Source organism: Methylobacterium symbioticum (genome assembly GCF_902141845.1).
GTDB classification, from domain to species: Bacteria; Pseudomonadota; Alphaproteobacteria; order Rhizobiales; family Beijerinckiaceae; genus Methylobacterium; species Methylobacterium symbioticum.
This window is the reverse complement of the sequence record NZ_CABFPH010000118.1, coordinates 1-15,365: the sequence shown is the minus strand read 5'-3', so window position 1 is coordinate 15,365 and position 15,365 is coordinate 1. Positions and strand designations below refer to the sequence as shown.

15 protein-coding genes and 2 pseudogenes are annotated in these 15,365 nt (G+C 64.0%); 4 read left to right on the top strand and 13 right to left on the bottom strand.

From position 1 onward, the window contains the following. Positions 1-170 precede the first annotated feature (170 nt). Together MET9862_RS24925 and MET9862_RS30285 are read left to right on the top strand one after the other, a co-directional pair. A pseudogene (locus MET9862_RS24925) lies at positions 171-1,437 on the top strand (IS3 family transposase). Positions 1,438-1,448: 11 nt separating this feature from the next. Beyond that, positions 1,449-1,937, top strand: a complete 489-nt coding sequence (locus MET9862_RS30285; protein ID WP_244612894.1) for a hypothetical protein — start codon at positions 1,449-1,451, stop codon at positions 1,935-1,937. Between the two features lie 18 nt (positions 1,938-1,955). Here the strand turns inward: MET9862_RS30285 and MET9862_RS30280 are convergent, their stop codons facing one another. Next, positions 1,956-2,150 carry a hypothetical protein gene (locus MET9862_RS30280; protein WP_244612893.1) on the bottom strand — a complete coding sequence of 65 codons (195 nt, stop codon included), beginning with the start codon at positions 2,148-2,150 and terminating at the stop codon, positions 1,956-1,958. A 378-nt stretch (positions 2,151-2,528) separates the two neighbouring features. Between MET9862_RS30280 and MET9862_RS24915 the strand changes: the two genes are divergently transcribed. Together MET9862_RS24915 and MET9862_RS24910 are read left to right on the top strand one after the other, a co-directional pair. Continuing rightward, positions 2,529-2,828: a hypothetical protein gene (locus MET9862_RS24915; RefSeq protein WP_142585661.1), complete on the top strand. Its 300-nt coding sequence runs from the start codon at positions 2,529-2,531 to the stop codon at positions 2,826-2,828. Beyond that, positions 2,825-3,349 (top strand): helix-turn-helix transcriptional regulator, encoded by a 525-nt coding sequence (locus MET9862_RS24910; RefSeq protein ID WP_142585660.1) that lies wholly within the window; start codon positions 2,825-2,827, stop codon positions 3,347-3,349. Before MET9862_RS24915 ends, MET9862_RS24910 begins: the two co-directional genes overlap by 4 nt. 223 nt (positions 3,350-3,572) lie before the next feature. Here the strand turns inward: MET9862_RS24910 and MET9862_RS24900 are convergent, their stop codons facing one another. From MET9862_RS24900 to MET9862_RS29850, 12 genes and pseudogenes are all read right to left on the bottom strand, one after another. Next, the gene (locus MET9862_RS24900) at positions 3,573-4,634 is read right to left on the bottom strand and encodes a tyrosine-type recombinase/integrase (RefSeq protein ID WP_142585659.1); all 1,062 of its coding nucleotides are present in this window, start codon (positions 4,632-4,634) and stop codon (positions 3,573-3,575) included. A 511-nt stretch (positions 4,635-5,145) separates the two neighbouring features. Then, on the bottom strand, positions 5,146-6,453 hold the full coding sequence (locus MET9862_RS24890) for an ABC transporter ATP-binding protein (RefSeq protein WP_142585658.1): 1,308 nt from the start codon (positions 6,451-6,453) through the stop codon (positions 5,146-5,148). Positions 6,454-7,551: 1,098 nt separating this feature from the next. Further along, positions 7,552-7,821, bottom strand: a pseudogene (locus tag MET9862_RS24885) (ISL3 family transposase); the annotation flags it as partial. Positions 7,822-7,886: 65 nt separating this feature from the next. After that, positions 7,887-8,669, bottom strand: a complete 783-nt coding sequence (locus MET9862_RS24880; RefSeq protein WP_142585657.1) for a DUF4396 domain-containing protein — start codon at positions 8,667-8,669, stop codon at positions 7,887-7,889. Positions 8,670-8,755: 86 nt separating this feature from the next. Beyond that, a complete protein-coding gene (locus MET9862_RS24875; RefSeq protein ID WP_142585656.1) occupies positions 8,756-11,137 on the bottom strand; it encodes a heavy metal translocating P-type ATPase in 2,382 nt (793 codons plus the stop codon). 97 nt (positions 11,138-11,234) lie between these two features. Then, entirely contained in the window at positions 11,235-11,633 is a 399-nt protein-coding gene (locus MET9862_RS24870; RefSeq protein ID WP_142585655.1) for a hypothetical protein, read from the bottom strand. A gap of 329 nt (positions 11,634-11,962) precedes the next feature. Continuing rightward, positions 11,963-12,862, bottom strand: coding sequence for an NAD(P)/FAD-dependent oxidoreductase (locus tag MET9862_RS24865; RefSeq protein ID WP_244612892.1), 900 nt, complete (start codon positions 12,860-12,862; stop codon positions 11,963-11,965). A gap of 64 nt (positions 12,863-12,926) precedes the next feature. After that, on the bottom strand, positions 12,927-13,244 hold the full coding sequence (locus tag MET9862_RS24860; protein ID WP_142585654.1) for a hypothetical protein: 318 nt from the start codon (positions 13,242-13,244) through the stop codon (positions 12,927-12,929). A gap of 291 nt (positions 13,245-13,535) precedes the next feature. Next, positions 13,536-13,688 carry a hypothetical protein gene (locus MET9862_RS29640; RefSeq protein WP_185156999.1) on the bottom strand — a complete coding sequence of 51 codons (153 nt, stop codon included), beginning with the start codon at positions 13,686-13,688 and terminating at the stop codon, positions 13,536-13,538. 169 nt (positions 13,689-13,857) lie between these two features. Next, the gene (locus MET9862_RS24855; RefSeq protein WP_142585653.1) at positions 13,858-14,295 is read right to left on the bottom strand and encodes a DUF411 domain-containing protein; all 438 of its coding nucleotides are present in this window, start codon (positions 14,293-14,295) and stop codon (positions 13,858-13,860) included. 24 nt (positions 14,296-14,319) lie between these two features. Next, on the bottom strand, positions 14,320-14,697 hold the full coding sequence (locus MET9862_RS24850) for a copper-binding protein (protein ID WP_142585652.1): 378 nt from the start codon (positions 14,695-14,697) through the stop codon (positions 14,320-14,322). 439 nt (positions 14,698-15,136) lie between these two features. Further along, positions 15,137-15,365 (bottom strand): hypothetical protein (locus MET9862_RS29850; protein WP_210248130.1); only part of this gene is annotated, 229 nt, incomplete at its 5' end.

Here is a 15,365-nt window from a genome sequence, read left to right as displayed (position 1 = left end):
CATGCTGATCGTCGTCATCGATGACCCCTATGATCGGTTCCGATTCAACCATCAGGCATACGAGATGCCGGTCGGTGGGGGCATCCACCGCATCAGTTCATGGAGGTCCTGCGCCCTAGGGTTGAGTGAGACACCTCGTTAGCGGACGCTGTCCGCAGCAGAGGTGGACGATGACGACAGAGACAACGACGGTCGCGGCGGCAGGTCTGGGGCGAGGCGGGCGGATGTCGCGTCAGCGCAAGCGCGATGCGGTGCTGCGGCTGATCCGCGGTGAGGACCTGGAGACGGTCTCTCGCGAGCTGGGCGTCACGGCGGCGACCTTGAGCGGCTGGCGCGATGCCTTTCTGTCCGGGGGTGAGGCCAACCTGGCGACCCGCGCGACCGACGGCGAGGCGCTGGAGAGCGCCCGTCTGAAGGCCAAGCTCGGTGAGATGGGATCCCATCGCACAGGTGCGATGGGTGCCCGGCTGCTGGAGCGCGAGCTTCTGGAGGCCAAGATCGAGGTCCTGGAGGGCGGCCGCCCTTTAGCGCGGCGGCGGTGGAGGCCATGAGCCGGACCCCCTCGCCGAGCCGCGGCAGGCCTTACGGTCTGGCCCGGGTCTGCCGGGTCTGGCGGACCGCGCGTGCCAGCGTCTATCGGCAGCGTCATCCCGCAAGGCCGCAGGCCCAGCGGCCTGGACCGACCGGCCCGATGCGGGACGCGGACTTGGTGGCGCGGATCCGCGGCGTCCTGGCCGCCAGCCCGTTCCACGGTGAAGGCCACCGCAAGGTCTGAGCACGGCTGCGCGGGGTTGGCGTGCGCACCTCCAAACAGCGCGTGCTGCGGCTGATGGGCGAGCACGATCTGCTCGCCCCCGCCCGCGTCGGATCCCCCCGGGGCCCGCGCAACCACGACGGCACCATCATCCCCGAGGCGCTGAACACGATGTGGGGCACCGACATGACCACGACCTGGACGGGCGAGGGACAGGTCGCGGTGTTCATCGCCATCGATCATCACAACGCCGAGTGCGTCGGCATCCATGTCGCCCGGCGCGGGGCACCCGCTTCGAGGCGCTGGAGCCGCTGCGCCAGGGCGTCCGCCGCCATTTCGGCGCCGTCGCCAAGGACGTGGCGCGCGGGCTGAGCGTCCGGCATGATCACGGCAGCTGCTACATGGCTCACGACTTCCAGGCCGAGTTGGCCTTCTTGGGGGCGGAGAGTTCGCCCGCCTTCGTGCGAGCGCCCGAGGGCAACGGCTGCGCTGAGCGCTTCATCCGGACGCTGAAGGAGAACCTGCTCTGGGTGCAGAGCTTCGACACTCTGGAGGCCTTGCGCCACGCGCTCCTGGCCTTCCGGGAGACCTACAACACCACCTGGCTCATCGAGCGGCTCGGCTTTCAATCGCCCGCCGCTGCCCGCCAGGCACGCCTTTCACCCGCGGCTCTCGCCGCGTAGGCTCCTTCCCGGTGTCTCACAAACCTAGGGCGCTAAACCTGCTTGTCCGGCTCTCCTCGCACACAGGTGCTTATTACGAGAACCAGTTCATATACCCCCTGAAGATCCGGGTCGCGGCCGCGCTGGTGGTGATGCTGCACGCCCTGAGCGTCGATGCCGGCATCACGGTCGACAAAATCAAATCGTCCGCCGAGGTCAGCAACAACGAGACGCTCGACATCCGGCACTACCTCATCGGCGAGGCGACGCTGGCGGACAAGCCGCTCAGTCTCAGCCGTGTGCCGATGAACGTCGCGGCGCTCGAGCTTGCCCGGCTGTCTGATCTCGCCGTGACGCTGAACACGCGAACCTTGGCCCGTTCCGAACTTCGCGCGCTCGAACAGAGATTGACGCCGACACTGCGCGCCGTCGAGCAAGGCTATCTGCGGTACGTCAATTTGACGTCGGGGGAGAGGGTGCATAGCCGGGTCATTCGCCGGCTCGTAACCGCCATCGACTGATACAGGCAATCCTTAGGGTCACGGACGAATGAAGCGGAAGCGATCTTTGCGCTGGCCGTCGCCTTCGAGACCGTGCTGACCGATCACTATGCATCCGGGAGCGTCGCGCGCCTCGAGCGCCGCGTCGGGATCTGCCTCGCGACGCGGCCGAACGTCCGCCAGTACCAAGACATCGTCGTTGCCGTTCACAAGGCCCGCAGCGAGATCGTTCACACGGGCGATGGTGGTCGAGAGACGGACATCCGCCGCCCGCAAGCTGCGTTCGCGTTGTGCTTCCTCGAGGTCGCGTCGCGTCGCGGCTCGGCAGGCTTGATCGGACCATGTCCGATCCCATTCGCGAACTCCTCGGCGATCGCCTCACACCGGAGAAAATTAAGGCTACAGGCGACGCCGGAACGACGTAGTGCGTGTGCTGCTACGTCCTGGTCGCTGCGCTCTCCGGTGAAAAAGTCGTTCTGGGTGCCGACCCGGCCGATCGCATTCGGGCGGGTTGCATCGCACCGCGTCGGAAAGGCATGAGGAGGTTCGGAACACGCCACAGGGTGTCACTTGACACCCTCACCAGAAACCACATATTGTCGAGGCTACGGGATGGCGCGCAAACCGCATCCGAAGAAGGAGGTGGAGGACGCGCTCCGGCATGCGGAGGATCACGGCTGGCGCGTCAGCGTCGGGGGTAGTCATGCCTGGGGCAAGATCTACTGCCCCTACGATGACGAGACATGCCGCTGCGGCGAGTTCTGCATCACGAGCATCTGGAGCACACCCAAAAACGTCGGCAACGAGGCGAGGAAGATTAAGCGGGTCGTCGACAATTGCACGACCCGCAAGGCGGAGACGGAGGCGCGTGCAGAAGCCGAGAGGGCCGAGGCGCAGGAGCGAGAGCCATGACCGAATACAGCTTCATCCTGAAATATCGTCTCTCTGATGAGGACCGCGATGCCGATGCACTGGTGGAGCGCCTTGGTGAGGCCGGCTGCACCGATGCCCTCGTAGGCGTTGGGATTGCCGGACGGCTCGCCCTGGACTTCACCCGGGAGGCGGGCAGCGCGCGGGAGGCTGTGCGCAGCGCGCTCACCGACATCAAGGTTGCGATCCCGACCGCAACGCTGGTGGAAGCGGCCCCCGATCTTGTGGGGCTGACGGACGTCGCCGACCTGATGGGCGTGGCGCGCCAAAGCATGCGCAAGCTGATGCTCGGCCACGACGACTTTCCTCTGCCGGTGCATGACGGCAGCGTGGTGCTCTGGCACTTGGCGGACGTGCTGGAGTGGCTGGATGGGCGCAAGGGCTACGAGCCCGACCCGGTCGTGCGTGAGACTGCAGCAGCGGCCCGCGCGGTCAACATCGCGCGAGAGTCGCACCGTTACGTGACGGACGCGCCCGAGAACCTCAAGCGCCTGGTGGCCTGAGGGCAGGCGGGGGCTGACAAGTAAGTGAGGGAGCAAGATGACGGCTCACCACCCTACATGGGCTTTCGGTGCTTCGTCTCATTTGGGTAAACCCCGATAAGCCGCCTCGTTGAGGTCGTAGCGCGCACCGTGCGTCCACACGATTGACCGCAAGTGATTGAAATGTGGTGAGCGCGCTGGGGCTCGAACCCAAGACCTTCGGGTTGAAAGCCCGTCGCTCGCGCTAAGCTCGATTTTGTAGCGTCGCGAGCTTCCGAGCCGCTCCCCGCTGCGCGCGAAGGCGCTCGCCGTAGCGAGCCGGCATCGCTGGGGTCTTCCACGAACCGGCCTGCATCACCTCGAGCAGCTCGAACCCGGCCGCGAACATGTCCTGCGTCGCCCCGACCCGGGTCGAGTGCCCGGAGGGGAGGCGGGGGAGCTTCAGCCCGGCCGTGACCGCGAGATCCCGGAACACCCGCGCCACCTCCCCATCGCCGAGCGCTCCACTGCCGACCCGGCCGCCCTTCGTCAGCGGCCGGAACAGCGGCCCGCTCGCTAGCCCCGCCGCGGCGAGCCACGCATCGATGTGAGCCATGGTGTCGGGGGCGAGATACTTGATCGCGCCCTCGCCCTCCTGGTCGGCCTTGGAGCGTCGCACCAGCACGGTACCGGAGCCGTCCGCGCCCTTCTCCAGATCCCCTATATATAAAGAGACGAGTTCGGAGCGGCGCAGGAGCGTGTCGTAGGCGACCGCGACCAGAGCCGCGTTGCGCAGCGCGATCAAAGGGGTCTCCCGCTCTCCCTCCAGGATCCGCCGATGCAGACGCCTTGGTGTCTCGGCTGCCAGCATACGTTCGATGCTGCCCCGATTGAGCGGCTCGGCCTGCTTCTGGCGCCGACCCTTGGCACGGTTCATCCGCTTCACCGCCAACCGGACGATCTCGTCGGCGCATGGGCTGGGTAGCCCGGCGGCACGATGGAGCGCGGCGATCGACGAGCGGTAGCGTTCCACCGTGGCGCGGGACTTCGTCTCGGCTTGGACGTCAATGAACGCGGCGACGGTTTCCGGGCTGGCGGGGAGCATGCTCCGGCCGACGCTCGAGCACCATGCCGAGAAGATGCGGCTGTCGGCGGCCAGCGCGCGGAGCGTGTTGTCGGCGAAGGCACCGCGCGCGGCGCGGGCATGGTCCTCCAGCCGCGCGACCAGAAGGTCGAGACCGGGCGGCAGCGCCTCGACGACCGACACGGGTAGAGTGGCCGAGGCGGGCAGCGGGTCGGCGACGGGGTCGTCGGCGTCAAGCTCCATGAGCCGAGCTTAGCCACCCAAACCTTAACGATCCACAATAATCTGCGATAAGTGCCATTATCGGAGGTAATTTGGTTGGTCCATCCAGTCAAATGGCCGGGGCTCGTCCGCATACCGCCTGCTTCCGCGTCGCGCCTGTTTGCTGAGGCATCGAGGGCGCCACTGCCCGCAACTTCATCCGGATGGTACCCGAGACCGAGAGGGCGACGTCGCGCACAGTTCGCGCGGCCCGCTTTCTTCTGGGTCGCAGAACTGGACCTCCGATATCTCCCCTACAGCGAGCTCTGAGGCCACTGCGAGGCGATCGCCCGCTTCGGCAGTGGCCTGAAGGGCGTACTTGCCATCGCCAAGCCAATCGCGCCACAAAGTCGGCGGAACTAGGAGTAGGCGGCCGGGCTCGGACGCGGATCCAGCTTCGACACCGTTGTCATCCGATGCCCGCCTGCTGAATCCGTCACGTCGCCGTCATTTTTGCCGGTCGGCCGGACGGTGACGTGACCCGTGACCGAAGCTAGGCCGCCTGTCGTGGGGCGGCCGGCTTCGCGACGCCGGGCCTTACGGCGGCGGGGCGCCCGAGGGCTCGCGTGACCTCCGCGAAACGCACGCCTGCGTCGGACCAGTCCTGGGCGAAGTCGAACAGCTCCCGCAGCGCGGGTGCGATCTCCTTATAGGCCGCGAGCGCCGCGACCAGCGCCCCGAGGGAGAGACGTCCCTGTACGACCAGGTAGCCACCGATTACGAAGAAGAAGAATGGCGTGAGGTTAGACGTGTAATTGTACAGGCTCTTGATGCCGCCCTTCATGTTGTTTATGGCGACGCGGACTTGTTCAAGCTCCTCGACGTGCGCCATCCCACGCCGCAGGGACGGCGCGGGCGGATCACCCTCCGCCGCGGGCGGGGCGAGTTCCGGCGGCGCGGCGCTCGCCGGCGCGGTGATGATGGCGCCAAGCGTCCGCGTAGCGAGGACGCGCTGCCGGACTTTCAGGTTCACGCGCTTCTGAAGGCGCGGCAGGACGGTAAGCTGAACCGGCAGCATGATGAGCGCAGCCAAGCCAAGGGCGATGTCCTGGAGTAGGAGGAAGGCGACGCTCGTCAAGAGCACGCCGCCCTGCACGACGGGAACGACGAGGAGGCTGCCCCCGAAGTAGCCGATGGGCTCGACCTCCTGCACCGCCACGGCGGCGAGGGTAGTGCGGCGCTCGGCGTTTCCCTCCGTGCGTGCGCGGCGCAGGACGGCCAAGCGCAGGCGGCGCACGATGCGCTCGTTGACGCGACCGCGCAGTCGGTTCGCCATGTACTTCACGAGCCCGTTGACAGTGAGAACGGCGAGATAGCTGGCACAGAGCGCGAACAGCAGTGAAGTGCGGCCGAGAGGGAGTCCAAGGAACGTCATGCCGGGATGTCCGTCGCTCTGAGTGCTGGCGAGCGCATGGTTGATGATGTGCTTGGGTATCTCAAGAATAAGCCAAGCCGCCGGCAGCGTCGCAGCGGAGAGGAGAAGCAGGCGGACCTGGATGCCCAGGGTAGCACCGAGCACGTACGCCTCCAGGTGCCGTCCCGTGGCAGTTCCCCCGCTTCGGAGCCGGCGCTCCAGCGATGGGACGGTTCGGAAGGGCTTCGTGGGTCGCGCCGCCCCAAACCCGGCCGCCATCAGCTTGTCGTACCGCCGCAGCAACGCGCGGGCCGTCAGCCATGCGGTCCAGACTGGCGCGACGATGAAGACGAGCACGGCATTGGTTACGATCCACCAGCGATCATGCGGGTAGTCGAATCCTGTGATCCTGCATGTCAGCCCGTTGATAGTGTCGATCGCCGTCACGAAACCGCTCGGCCAGTGTCTTGAGAAATCGATGGGCGGACGTCGCGCCGAACGGCCGTAAAAGGGTCGGACAACCGCCGGCGGTCCCGGTCGAAAGCACCCCTTTGCCTACCGGATACCTTCCTGGTCGCCGGCACTTCAGGCCTCGTCCCCCTGCACCGGACGGACGGCAGAACCTGCGGTTGCCGCGACGGGGCAAACTGAACGGTGCGCAGAAGCCCGAAGCCAAACTGGCACCCCGTGCGGATCCACAAAGGCGTGAGGCCCGCTCGTTCCAACCGCTCAATGAGCCGACCAGGTGCACCGATAGCCTAGCTCCGTACATGACAGAATACCGCGCAGGAAACGGAAGGGCATGACGGAGATCGGCCCGGATTTGACTGTCGACCTCTGCACTGCGCCTTCTGGACAATCAACGATGGACGCGATTTTCGCCTGAAGCAGCGCGGTTGGCGGCATCGGACGCCGCTGCCGGCGTCCTGTGCCGTGAGGGATCAGAACTTTGAGCCGGCGGCCCTCAGCTGATGGCGCACAAGACGACGGGGCGTGTCGTTGATCGAACCTGTCGTCAGGATTTTCGGGGGCGGAGCGAGCGTCGACGGTGCAGCCCCCTTCTGATGGTTTCTCCACGACGGGGGCAGTGACTCCCAATACGCAGCCGATGCGTGATTTGGCAGGCTGGAGACTAGGAGAGCTCCGACGCACAAAACGACGAATGACTTTTTCATGGCGGGACCCCTTTTATGTTCTTGAAGCTTGGGGCTTCTTCTTACAATTTCGGGATGGCCGCTCAAAACGTTACAAGGCTAACCGAATGGTCGGCGGGTCGGGCACGCCCTCTCATCGCATCAGTCGGGGACACTCTGCGCGGGTGCAATGGCTCTCACGGGCGATGCGCTCTCTTTGGCTAAACGTATAGAAAAGCTTCGAAAATCACGTCGCGCACCGTGCTTTTTGGCGGCGTCGGCATATCAGCCTTGATCCCTGCGCCCCGCTGAAATGAAGATGATTGGCCCCCACGAGGATACAAGGTCGAAGTTAGTGCAGGGTTGACTTGAGGCCCCCCCTGAAAAGTGGCTCTCCGTCGGGTTTAGTGGATCATGCTGCGAGGAGGAAGCGGCGACGCAGCAGGTCGAGCTTAGCCCGGCCATACATGGAGCGCTTGAGCATCTTGAGGCGGTTGACCTGCCCCTCGTCCTGCCCGCTGCTCCAGGGTAAGCGAAGGCCGGCGCGAAAGGCAGCCCCGTCCTGATCGAGGCTGATGGCGAAGCTCTCGATCACCCGCACGCCGCAGGCTCGGGCGTCAGCCAGCCAGGCATCGAAGGCGGCGATGATGCCGGGCTCGGCCTGCGCGCCACCGCAGCACGATCCACTAAACCCGACGGAGAGCCAGTTTGCTAGGTCAGGGTCAATGTTGACCACCTGCAATCGTGTTATGATGCGGGCTGCATGCTGGAGTCTCGGCGAGACGTCTGCTCGCCTTGCTGCTTGCCCAGCATATGTTCGTGTCCTTGACCGTGCTTCCAGCCGATGGATACGAGCCAGAGGTTCATCGGGTAAGTCAGGACGAAGCCGGCCATCAGGCCCATGGCGCCGAGCATCCAGAACGCGGCGGTGTCCGGTTGCGGAGGCTGCCCAACGAGCACCGGCGTCAGCAGTCGCATCGACAGCCCCATTCCGACCATGACCGTTATCATGGAGAAGAACTCAGCGCGGCCTCCCATCCAAAACGACATCAGCCATCCGTTGCCTTGAAGCCGCATGGCCCAGGTCTGAAAGATGAACCAGCCGAAGGCGTAGCCGACGGCGTACTCGAACCAGAACTCCTGCCAGAAGGAGAATCCCCAGAGTCTGGCCGCGACCATCGCCGTCATGATGCCCAGCCCGTCGCCGCCGACGCAATGGATCGCCGACGCTACGACCTTGCGCCAGCGCGGCTTCGAATATTCTGTGAAGCGCTCCATCTTCGGCCGCCCCTCTCGATACGAGCCGATGTCCGAGGGCCGTGACGTGATGAGATAAAGTCCAATCCCAAGAGCGGAGAAGAAGAAGATAATGATGGGCCAGCACGCCTTGAGCGGCGGGTTTAGTGCGCTGTTGGCGGTTTGGGCGTCATAGATCATCCAAGCCGCGCCGATCGCGCCGATCGCGTACCATATGGCCACGAACCAAGGCTGAACCAGCCAGCCGAGTAGGTCTGTCAGAACGGAGGGCATCTGCAAATCTCTAACGACCGAGAAAATAAGACAAGGAATGGTCAAGGGGGCTGGCAGAGACGAACATTGTGTTTCTGGGCCCCGATTCAGGAGAGGCGTATTGTGCGCAGGCGCAGTGCGTTTCCGATCACGGTGACGGAACTCAGCGCCATGGCCGCGCCCGCAATCATCGGGCTAAGCAGCGTTCCGGTGAATGGGTAGAGCACGCCCGCCGCGACTGGGACCGCAAGCGCGTTGAACACGAAGGCAAAGAACAGGTTCTGGCGAATGTTGCGCATGACCGCCCGCGACAGCCGCCGCGCCCGCACGATGCCGTTGAGATCACCCTTGACCAGCGTGACAGCCGCGCTCTCCATGGCCACGTCCGTGCCGGTGCCCATCGCGATCCCGACATCCGCCGCCGCGAGCGCCGGCGCGTCGTTGATGCCATCGCCCGCCATGGCAACCCGCTTGCCCTGCGCCCGCAATCGCTCCACCGCCGCCTGCTTCTGTTCCGGGAGCACGTCGGCGACGATCTCATCAATGCCACCGACTTGACGGGCAACCGCCTCCGCGGTCCTTCGATTGTCGCCCGTCAGCATGACGACGCGGACGCCATCTGCCTGAAGCGCCTGCAAGGCACCGGCTGCGCTGTCTTTGACCGGATCCGCGACGACCAGCAGCCCAGCAGCCCGGCCATCGACCACGCCGAACATGACACCTTTGCCGTCGGATCGCATTTGGTCGGCCTGCTGCTCCAATTCGGCAGGATCAACGCCGAGAGCATCGAGCAAGCTCCGATTGCCCAGTGCGATAGAGCGGCAGTCCACCCTGCCTGTTACGCCCTTGCCGGTTTCCGATTGAAAGTCGGCGACCTCGCTCAGCGTCAATCCTCGCTCCTCGGCCCCCTTCACGATGGCGGCAGCAAGCGGGTGCTCACTGCCGCGTTCAAGGCTGGCGGCGAGTCTTAGGAAGTCGTCCTTCTCCATTCCCGGAGCCGGGATCACCGAGATCAGGCGTGGCTTGCCCTCGGTGAGCGTGCCGGTCTTGTCGATGACGAGCGTGTCGATCCGCTCCATCAACTCAAGGGCCTCAGCGTTCTTGACCAGCACGCCGGCCTGGGCGCCGCGCCCGGTGCCCACTGTGATCGACATCGGCGTGGCAAGCCCGAGGGCGCAAGGGCAGGCGATGATGAGCACGGCGACAGCGTTTACCAACCCGAAGGCGAAGGCAGGGGCCGGACCGAACACGCTCCAGATCACGAAGGCGAGGACGGCTACCCCGATGACACCGGGGACGAACCAGCCCGAGACGATATCGGCTAGGGCCTGAATCGGCGCGCGAGAACGCTGGGCCTCCGACACCATCCGGACGATCTGGGCCAGCATCGTGTCCTGACCGACGCGCTCCGCGCGCATCAGGAAGCCGCCGGTGCCGTTCACGGTGGCGCCGGTGACCTTGTCGCCCAACCGCTTCTCGACTGCGACCGGCTCGCCGGTCAGCATCGACTCGTCGACGACTGAGCGCCCTTCGACAACCACGCCGTCGACCGGCACCTTCTCGCCCGGGCGGACGCGTAGTATCGCGCCTGCCTCGATCAGGTCGAGGGATACATCCTCCTCACGGCCGTCCTGGAGAACTACGCGTGCCGTCTTTGGGGCCAGGCCGAGCAGGGCGCGTATGGCCCGGCCCGTGGCGGAGCGGGCGCGCAATTCGAGCACTTGGCCGAGCAAGACGAGGCTGACGATCACTCCGGCTGCCTCGAAGTAAACCGGCACCGCGCCGCTCATGGGCGAGCGGAACGACGGCGGAAACAGGCCGGGCGCAAGCGCGGCGACGGCGCTGTAGGCATAGGTCACGCCGACACCGAGCCCGATCAGGGTGAACATGTTGAGATTACGTGTTCGAACCGAGGACCAAGCGCGCTCGAAGAAGGGCCAGCCACCCCACAGTACGACCGGGGTGGCGAGACCGAACTGAACCAGCGTTGTCACAGCGCCCGACAGCAGGGTCCAGCCAAGCAACTCGTGGCCCATCGCAAGAACCAGCAATAGCAGGGACAAGGCCGCGCTGACCCAGAGCCGACGGGTCATGTCGATGAGTTCGAGGTTGGGACCCTCCTCCAGGGTCGGCGTAGCCGGCTCCAGAGCCATGCCGCAGATTGGGCAACTCCCGGGACCGGCGCGGCGCACCTGCGGGTGCATCGGGCAGGTCCAGACAGCACCCTCTGCCGGCTCCGGGGGCGCGCCCATGGCAGACTCCAAGACCGCCGGGTCACGGTCCGGCGGGTTGAGGTAACGATCCGGATCGGCCTCGAACTTGCTCGCACAACCGGCGCTGCAGAAGTGATAGGTCGCTTCACCGAGGGTGAGCCGATGGGGGGTGGTGCTCGGATCCACCATCATCCCGCAGACGGGATCCCTGACCCGCTCATGGACCGTTGCAACAACATCGTTGGCGATGGGGTCCGCGCGAAAACTTTGCGTCATTGGCGACTGCCCCGTCGGAAAAGATTTTCAGTGCTGGAAACAAGAATACCAGGAGGGTCTGGTCGCATCAAATGGGCCAACAGGCGATTGGCGTTATTCATTTGTCAGTCGACTGTTTTTGCATGACACGTGACGAAAATTCCATCAGGCACGCTCTATTCTGCGCGTCGTCTAAAGAGGCATTTTCGTTGAGAACGGGATAATAGACTGTCACGAGAAGGTTCGTGATCTCAGAGGTCGTAACCTTCGGATGACCCTGCCTCAACTGAGCGATGATTTCTGAAATCGCGCCGGTGCCCTGCGCGGCCAAAAGGTTTTTGTAAGCACGAATGCTTTCTCCGGTCTGCTGGATGGCAGTCTGTGTTCCAACCGGGTGTGGGACAGGGCATTCAAGTGCTTGCGCGAAACCACCTCCGTCCAACAGCGATCCCAAACCTAATAGGGTCAGGACAGCAACCTTTCGAAAAGCCGATTTTCTCAATCTTATCACGCTCAACCTCCAATTTTTCCGCCGAGCAATGCGTATCGGCAGGGTAACCTTATCTCGTACAGGAGGTTGCAAATGATCCCAGCTGCGAACATCCGGCTCACGGGTTCAAGACGGACGATGTTCCGCAGACGGTCCGATGGGCCACGTCGACAGAAGCGTCGAGGTGCTCCCACGCTGGAAGCTTCAAAATCAACCAAGAATGCTGTGTCATGCATTCCCGACGATGCTGTAACCCGTTGGTACATGGCAGGGGACGCATGCGATCGTGATGGCGAATTCATTGTAGCAGAAACAGAAGACAGCGGCCGCCCCAACAGGTGTATTTCAGCAATCGCTCAGATGAGGGTTTCTTTTAGAAGCTCGGTATTGATAGCAAATGCAGCCATGGCTCCTTCAGCTGCCGCGACGACGACCAGCTGGACATGGCGAGAGGCATCACCGGCAACATAAAGACCCGGAATCTCGGTTTTCTCGTAGCTTCCCGTCTCAATCGACCCCTTGCGTGTCATTTGGCAACCCAACTTCATCGCAAGATCGGAGGCTTGGCGTTCTCGTCCGGTCAGGAACAGTGCATCCCGTGGCAGAACCTCCCCGTTCGCGAACCGGATTCCGGCGAGCCTGCCATGACGTCCTTCTAAGCACAGGAGCGGTTCCTCGCGGCAGACGATGCCGTTGCGCTGCAGTCGAGCACGATCATGGTCGGACAGATCCGCCGGTCCGTCAGTGCACAGGACGATATCCCGGCTCCAGCCTGTCAGTTCAAGAGCGAGGCCTTTTCCAGCTTGCCCTCGGCCATAGATCGCTACCGGCTTGCCGCGATTTTCCCAACCGTCGCAATAAGGACAGTGAAAGACACCTCGGCCATAGAATTCCGCAAATCCTTTGATCTCCGGAAGCTCGTCCAGAACCCCGGTCGCAAGCAGAAGCTTTCGCGAACGGTACCGATCACCATTGCGCAACGAAACCTCGAAGTGCTCTCCAATGCGCTCTGCGGCGGAGACCTCGGCGTCCTGAAGCATGACATCTGGATACCTATCCAGTTGTTCACGCCCATGCCGCCTGAGTTCGGCGGGAGGTGTGCCGTCGCGGGTAAAGAAGCCGTTGGTGTGCTCGGCTGCGGCGTTCCGTGGATGCCCAGCGTCGAGCACGAGCACCTGCCTTCGGCAACGCCCAAGAATGAGAGCAGCACTCAATCCCGCAGGTCCGGCGCCAACGATGATGACGTCGAAGATCATTCCCAGATCCATTCCTTCCAGCGACCCTGGAAAGCACGCCGGCCTTCGGCCACGTCACGTATAACTACAGCTCTCCGTTTGGGCCGGATTTGTTGCCCATCATCATCATTGCGCCAACCATCAGCAGGCATGGAAGGAGGAACAGCAAAAACGTCCAGCTGCCGACCTGGGTCGCGCCCGCGATGCCTCCAGCTCCACCAAACAAAAGCGCACCGAGTGCGACACCGACGAAGACCGCCATAATCAGTGACATCGAATTTTTGCTCATGCCGCAGCTCATGCTCGATCGAAAACGCGATGCCGGCGTCGCAGGTGCCGCCTGGAGACGATCGTTCCGTCCGGAAGACACGTCTATCGCTTCGTCCGCTTTGGGAGTAATCATGTTGATCTCCTTGGCTCTTGATTTAAACGATTACCGAATGTCTTCATTTCCCGAGGCGAGACGGTTTTTTTGGTATTCAGGAAAAACGACTTCGACTGGTGACGATCAAACCGGCCCGGACAGGAAAACGGGATCTGGACGACCTCTGTAGCCTGGCACGGCGTGACAAGTCGTGGGTTGTGGGCGCCGCAAGGGTCGATGTCGCTCTGCGCCCGCAGATCTCTTCCAGCAGATTGTAAATAGAGACGCGCAGCCTGACTGGCCCGGTTATCACGCTCTCGCTGATGCAGCTCAGCGGCGCTTGTCAGGAGCTTGCTGGCCCGATCCGCCCTGGTTCTGCCGGTCCATCACGGTCTGCATCATCTTGTTGCAGTTACCCATCATCTTCGACATCTCTTGCATCATCGGCATCATGTCCCCGCCCTGCATCGTGCCGTGGTCCATCATACCCTTCTCCGCGGACGCCGACGGCGTCGTGGCAGGCTCGGGCTGAGGCCGCGGCAATGCCGGCAACCAGGCCAGCGCTAAGGAATACAGCTGTTGCGGACGTCGAGGTCTTGGACATAGGTTTCTCCTTGCCTAGAATAAATGTCGGTTCAGTCCTGCCTTCGCGCTACTCGCGCGCGAAGACCTTCGAGGCACCGTCGCCGATCTCGTAGACCGTGAACGGCTCCGTCTTCTCCCCGTCCATGCCCGGCGAGCCCGCGGGCATGCCCGGCAGCGATATGCCCCTGATGGCGGGCCGCTCGGCCAGCAGCCGCTTGACCGCGGCGACTGGCACGTGCCCCTCGACCACGTAGCCGTCGATGAGCAGCGTATGGCAGCCCTGGAGCGGCTCGGGCACGCCGTGCTCGCGCTTGAGTGCCGCAAGCGCGAGAGTCTCCTTGACGGTGACCGCAATCCCGCTGCTCTGGAGCACCATAGCGTAGGCGTCGCAGCACAGGCACTGCGGGTTCTTGTAGAGAATGGCAGTCTGGGCGCCTTGCGCCGCGGCCAGGGACGGCGCGGTCACCGAGAGAAGCACGCCGAGGAGCGTACGGCGGTGGATCATGGCGGGTCCTCCAGCCTCGTTGGCCTACGGGGCCGGGGTGATCGACTGAACGGTGTAGGAGCCCTTGCTCCCACTCAGGGTAAACTTGACCTTCTCGCCCGGCTTGACCTTCGAGAGATCGACCGAGGAGATCGCCGGGAACTCCATGTGCATGGCGGGCCAGTTGATCGCCGGGATCGGCTCGTGGTCGAAGGTCACCTTGTGCTGGCTCGCGCTCACGGCCGCGACGGTGCCGGTGGCGCTGGCCGTCTGCTGCTTTCCGCTCTCCGCGCCAGCCTTGCCGCTCGTACCGGGCATGTCGCCCATCGGCGCGGCCTGAGCCTGCACGCCTCCCGCAAGCAGCAGCGCCGCGACGGTCGCGGCGAGCGCACCCTTTCGGTTCGACCGACCGAGATTAGACATTGGTGTTCCTTCTTTCTGGTCCGGCTGGCCGGAGCGCCTCAGGCGCCGCCTTCGAGAGGCTGGACGCTCCTTGGAGGCGGAGGGCACGCGTGTTGCGGTCCCTTCACATCAAACTTCGGGACCGCCGAGGGAAAGGTTACAATTCGCCGCTGGCTGCAACAGCATGCAATCCCCAGCCGCAGCCCCGACGTCGCCTTACGGCTTCCCGGCCCGGCCCGACCGAGGACTGTGCTGCGAGGGGCCGGGCGTCCTGTTGATCGAGCCGGTCACCATGCCGCCATCGACCGTCTCCGATGTCCGGGACTGGTTCGCACCCGGACGGGCGCCGCCCGGGAGGAAACGAGCCGGAACGTTGTCCATCCAACCCGCAGAGGCGTAGCTCGCTCCCGTCGAAGTCATGAGAACTCCGACGAGCAGCGCAGAAATACTACGTTTCATCTCAAGATCCTTCTTGAATGTGCTTGGCGCTTGGTGCGTCGAGTATAAGTTCGGGATGGCCTGGCGAATGGTTACAGTGAGAATGTCTTTGGGCGAGAGCGGCAGGGCGGCCAAGCTGATCGGATGGGGCTGAACTGATGCGGTGGATGCCCCCACCGACCGGCATCTCGTATGCCTGATGGTTGAATCGGAACCGATCATAGGGGTCATCGATGACGACGATCAGCATG

What these genes read in the sequence shown, in the direction of transcription:
- MET9862_RS24915 (WP_142585661.1), top strand. Translation starts at nt 2,529, where the DNA reads ATGGCGCGCAAACCGCATCCGAAGAAGGAGGTGGAGGACGCGCTCCGG.
- MET9862_RS24910 (WP_142585660.1), top strand. Translation starts at nt 2,825, where the DNA reads ATGACCGAATACAGCTTCATCCTGAAATATCGTCTCTCTGATGAGGAC.
- MET9862_RS24900 (WP_142585659.1), bottom strand. Translation starts at nt 4,634, where the DNA reads ATGGAGCTTGACGCCGACGACCCCGTCGCCGACCCGCTGCCCGCCTCG.
- MET9862_RS24880 (WP_142585657.1), bottom strand. Translation starts at nt 8,669, where the DNA reads ATGCCCTCCGTTCTGACAGACCTACTCGGCTGGCTGGTTCAGCCTTGG.
- MET9862_RS24875 (WP_142585656.1), bottom strand. Translation starts at nt 11,137, where the DNA reads ATGACGCAAAGTTTTCGCGCGGACCCCATCGCCAACGATGTTGTTGCA.
- MET9862_RS24865 (WP_244612892.1), bottom strand. Translation starts at nt 12,862, where the DNA reads ATGATCTTCGACGTCATCATCGTTGGCGCCGGACCTGCGGGATTGAGT.
- MET9862_RS24860 (WP_142585654.1), bottom strand. Translation starts at nt 13,244, where the DNA reads ATGATTACTCCCAAAGCGGACGAAGCGATAGACGTGTCTTCCGGACGG.
- MET9862_RS29640 (WP_185156999.1), bottom strand. Translation starts at nt 13,688, where the DNA reads ATGGACCACGGCACGATGCAGGGCGGGGACATGATGCCGATGATGCAA.
- MET9862_RS24855 (WP_142585653.1), bottom strand. Translation starts at nt 14,295, where the DNA reads ATGATCCACCGCCGTACGCTCCTCGGCGTGCTTCTCTCGGTGACCGCG.
- MET9862_RS24850 (WP_142585652.1), bottom strand. Translation starts at nt 14,697, where the DNA reads ATGTCTAATCTCGGTCGGTCGAACCGAAAGGGTGCGCTCGCCGCGACC.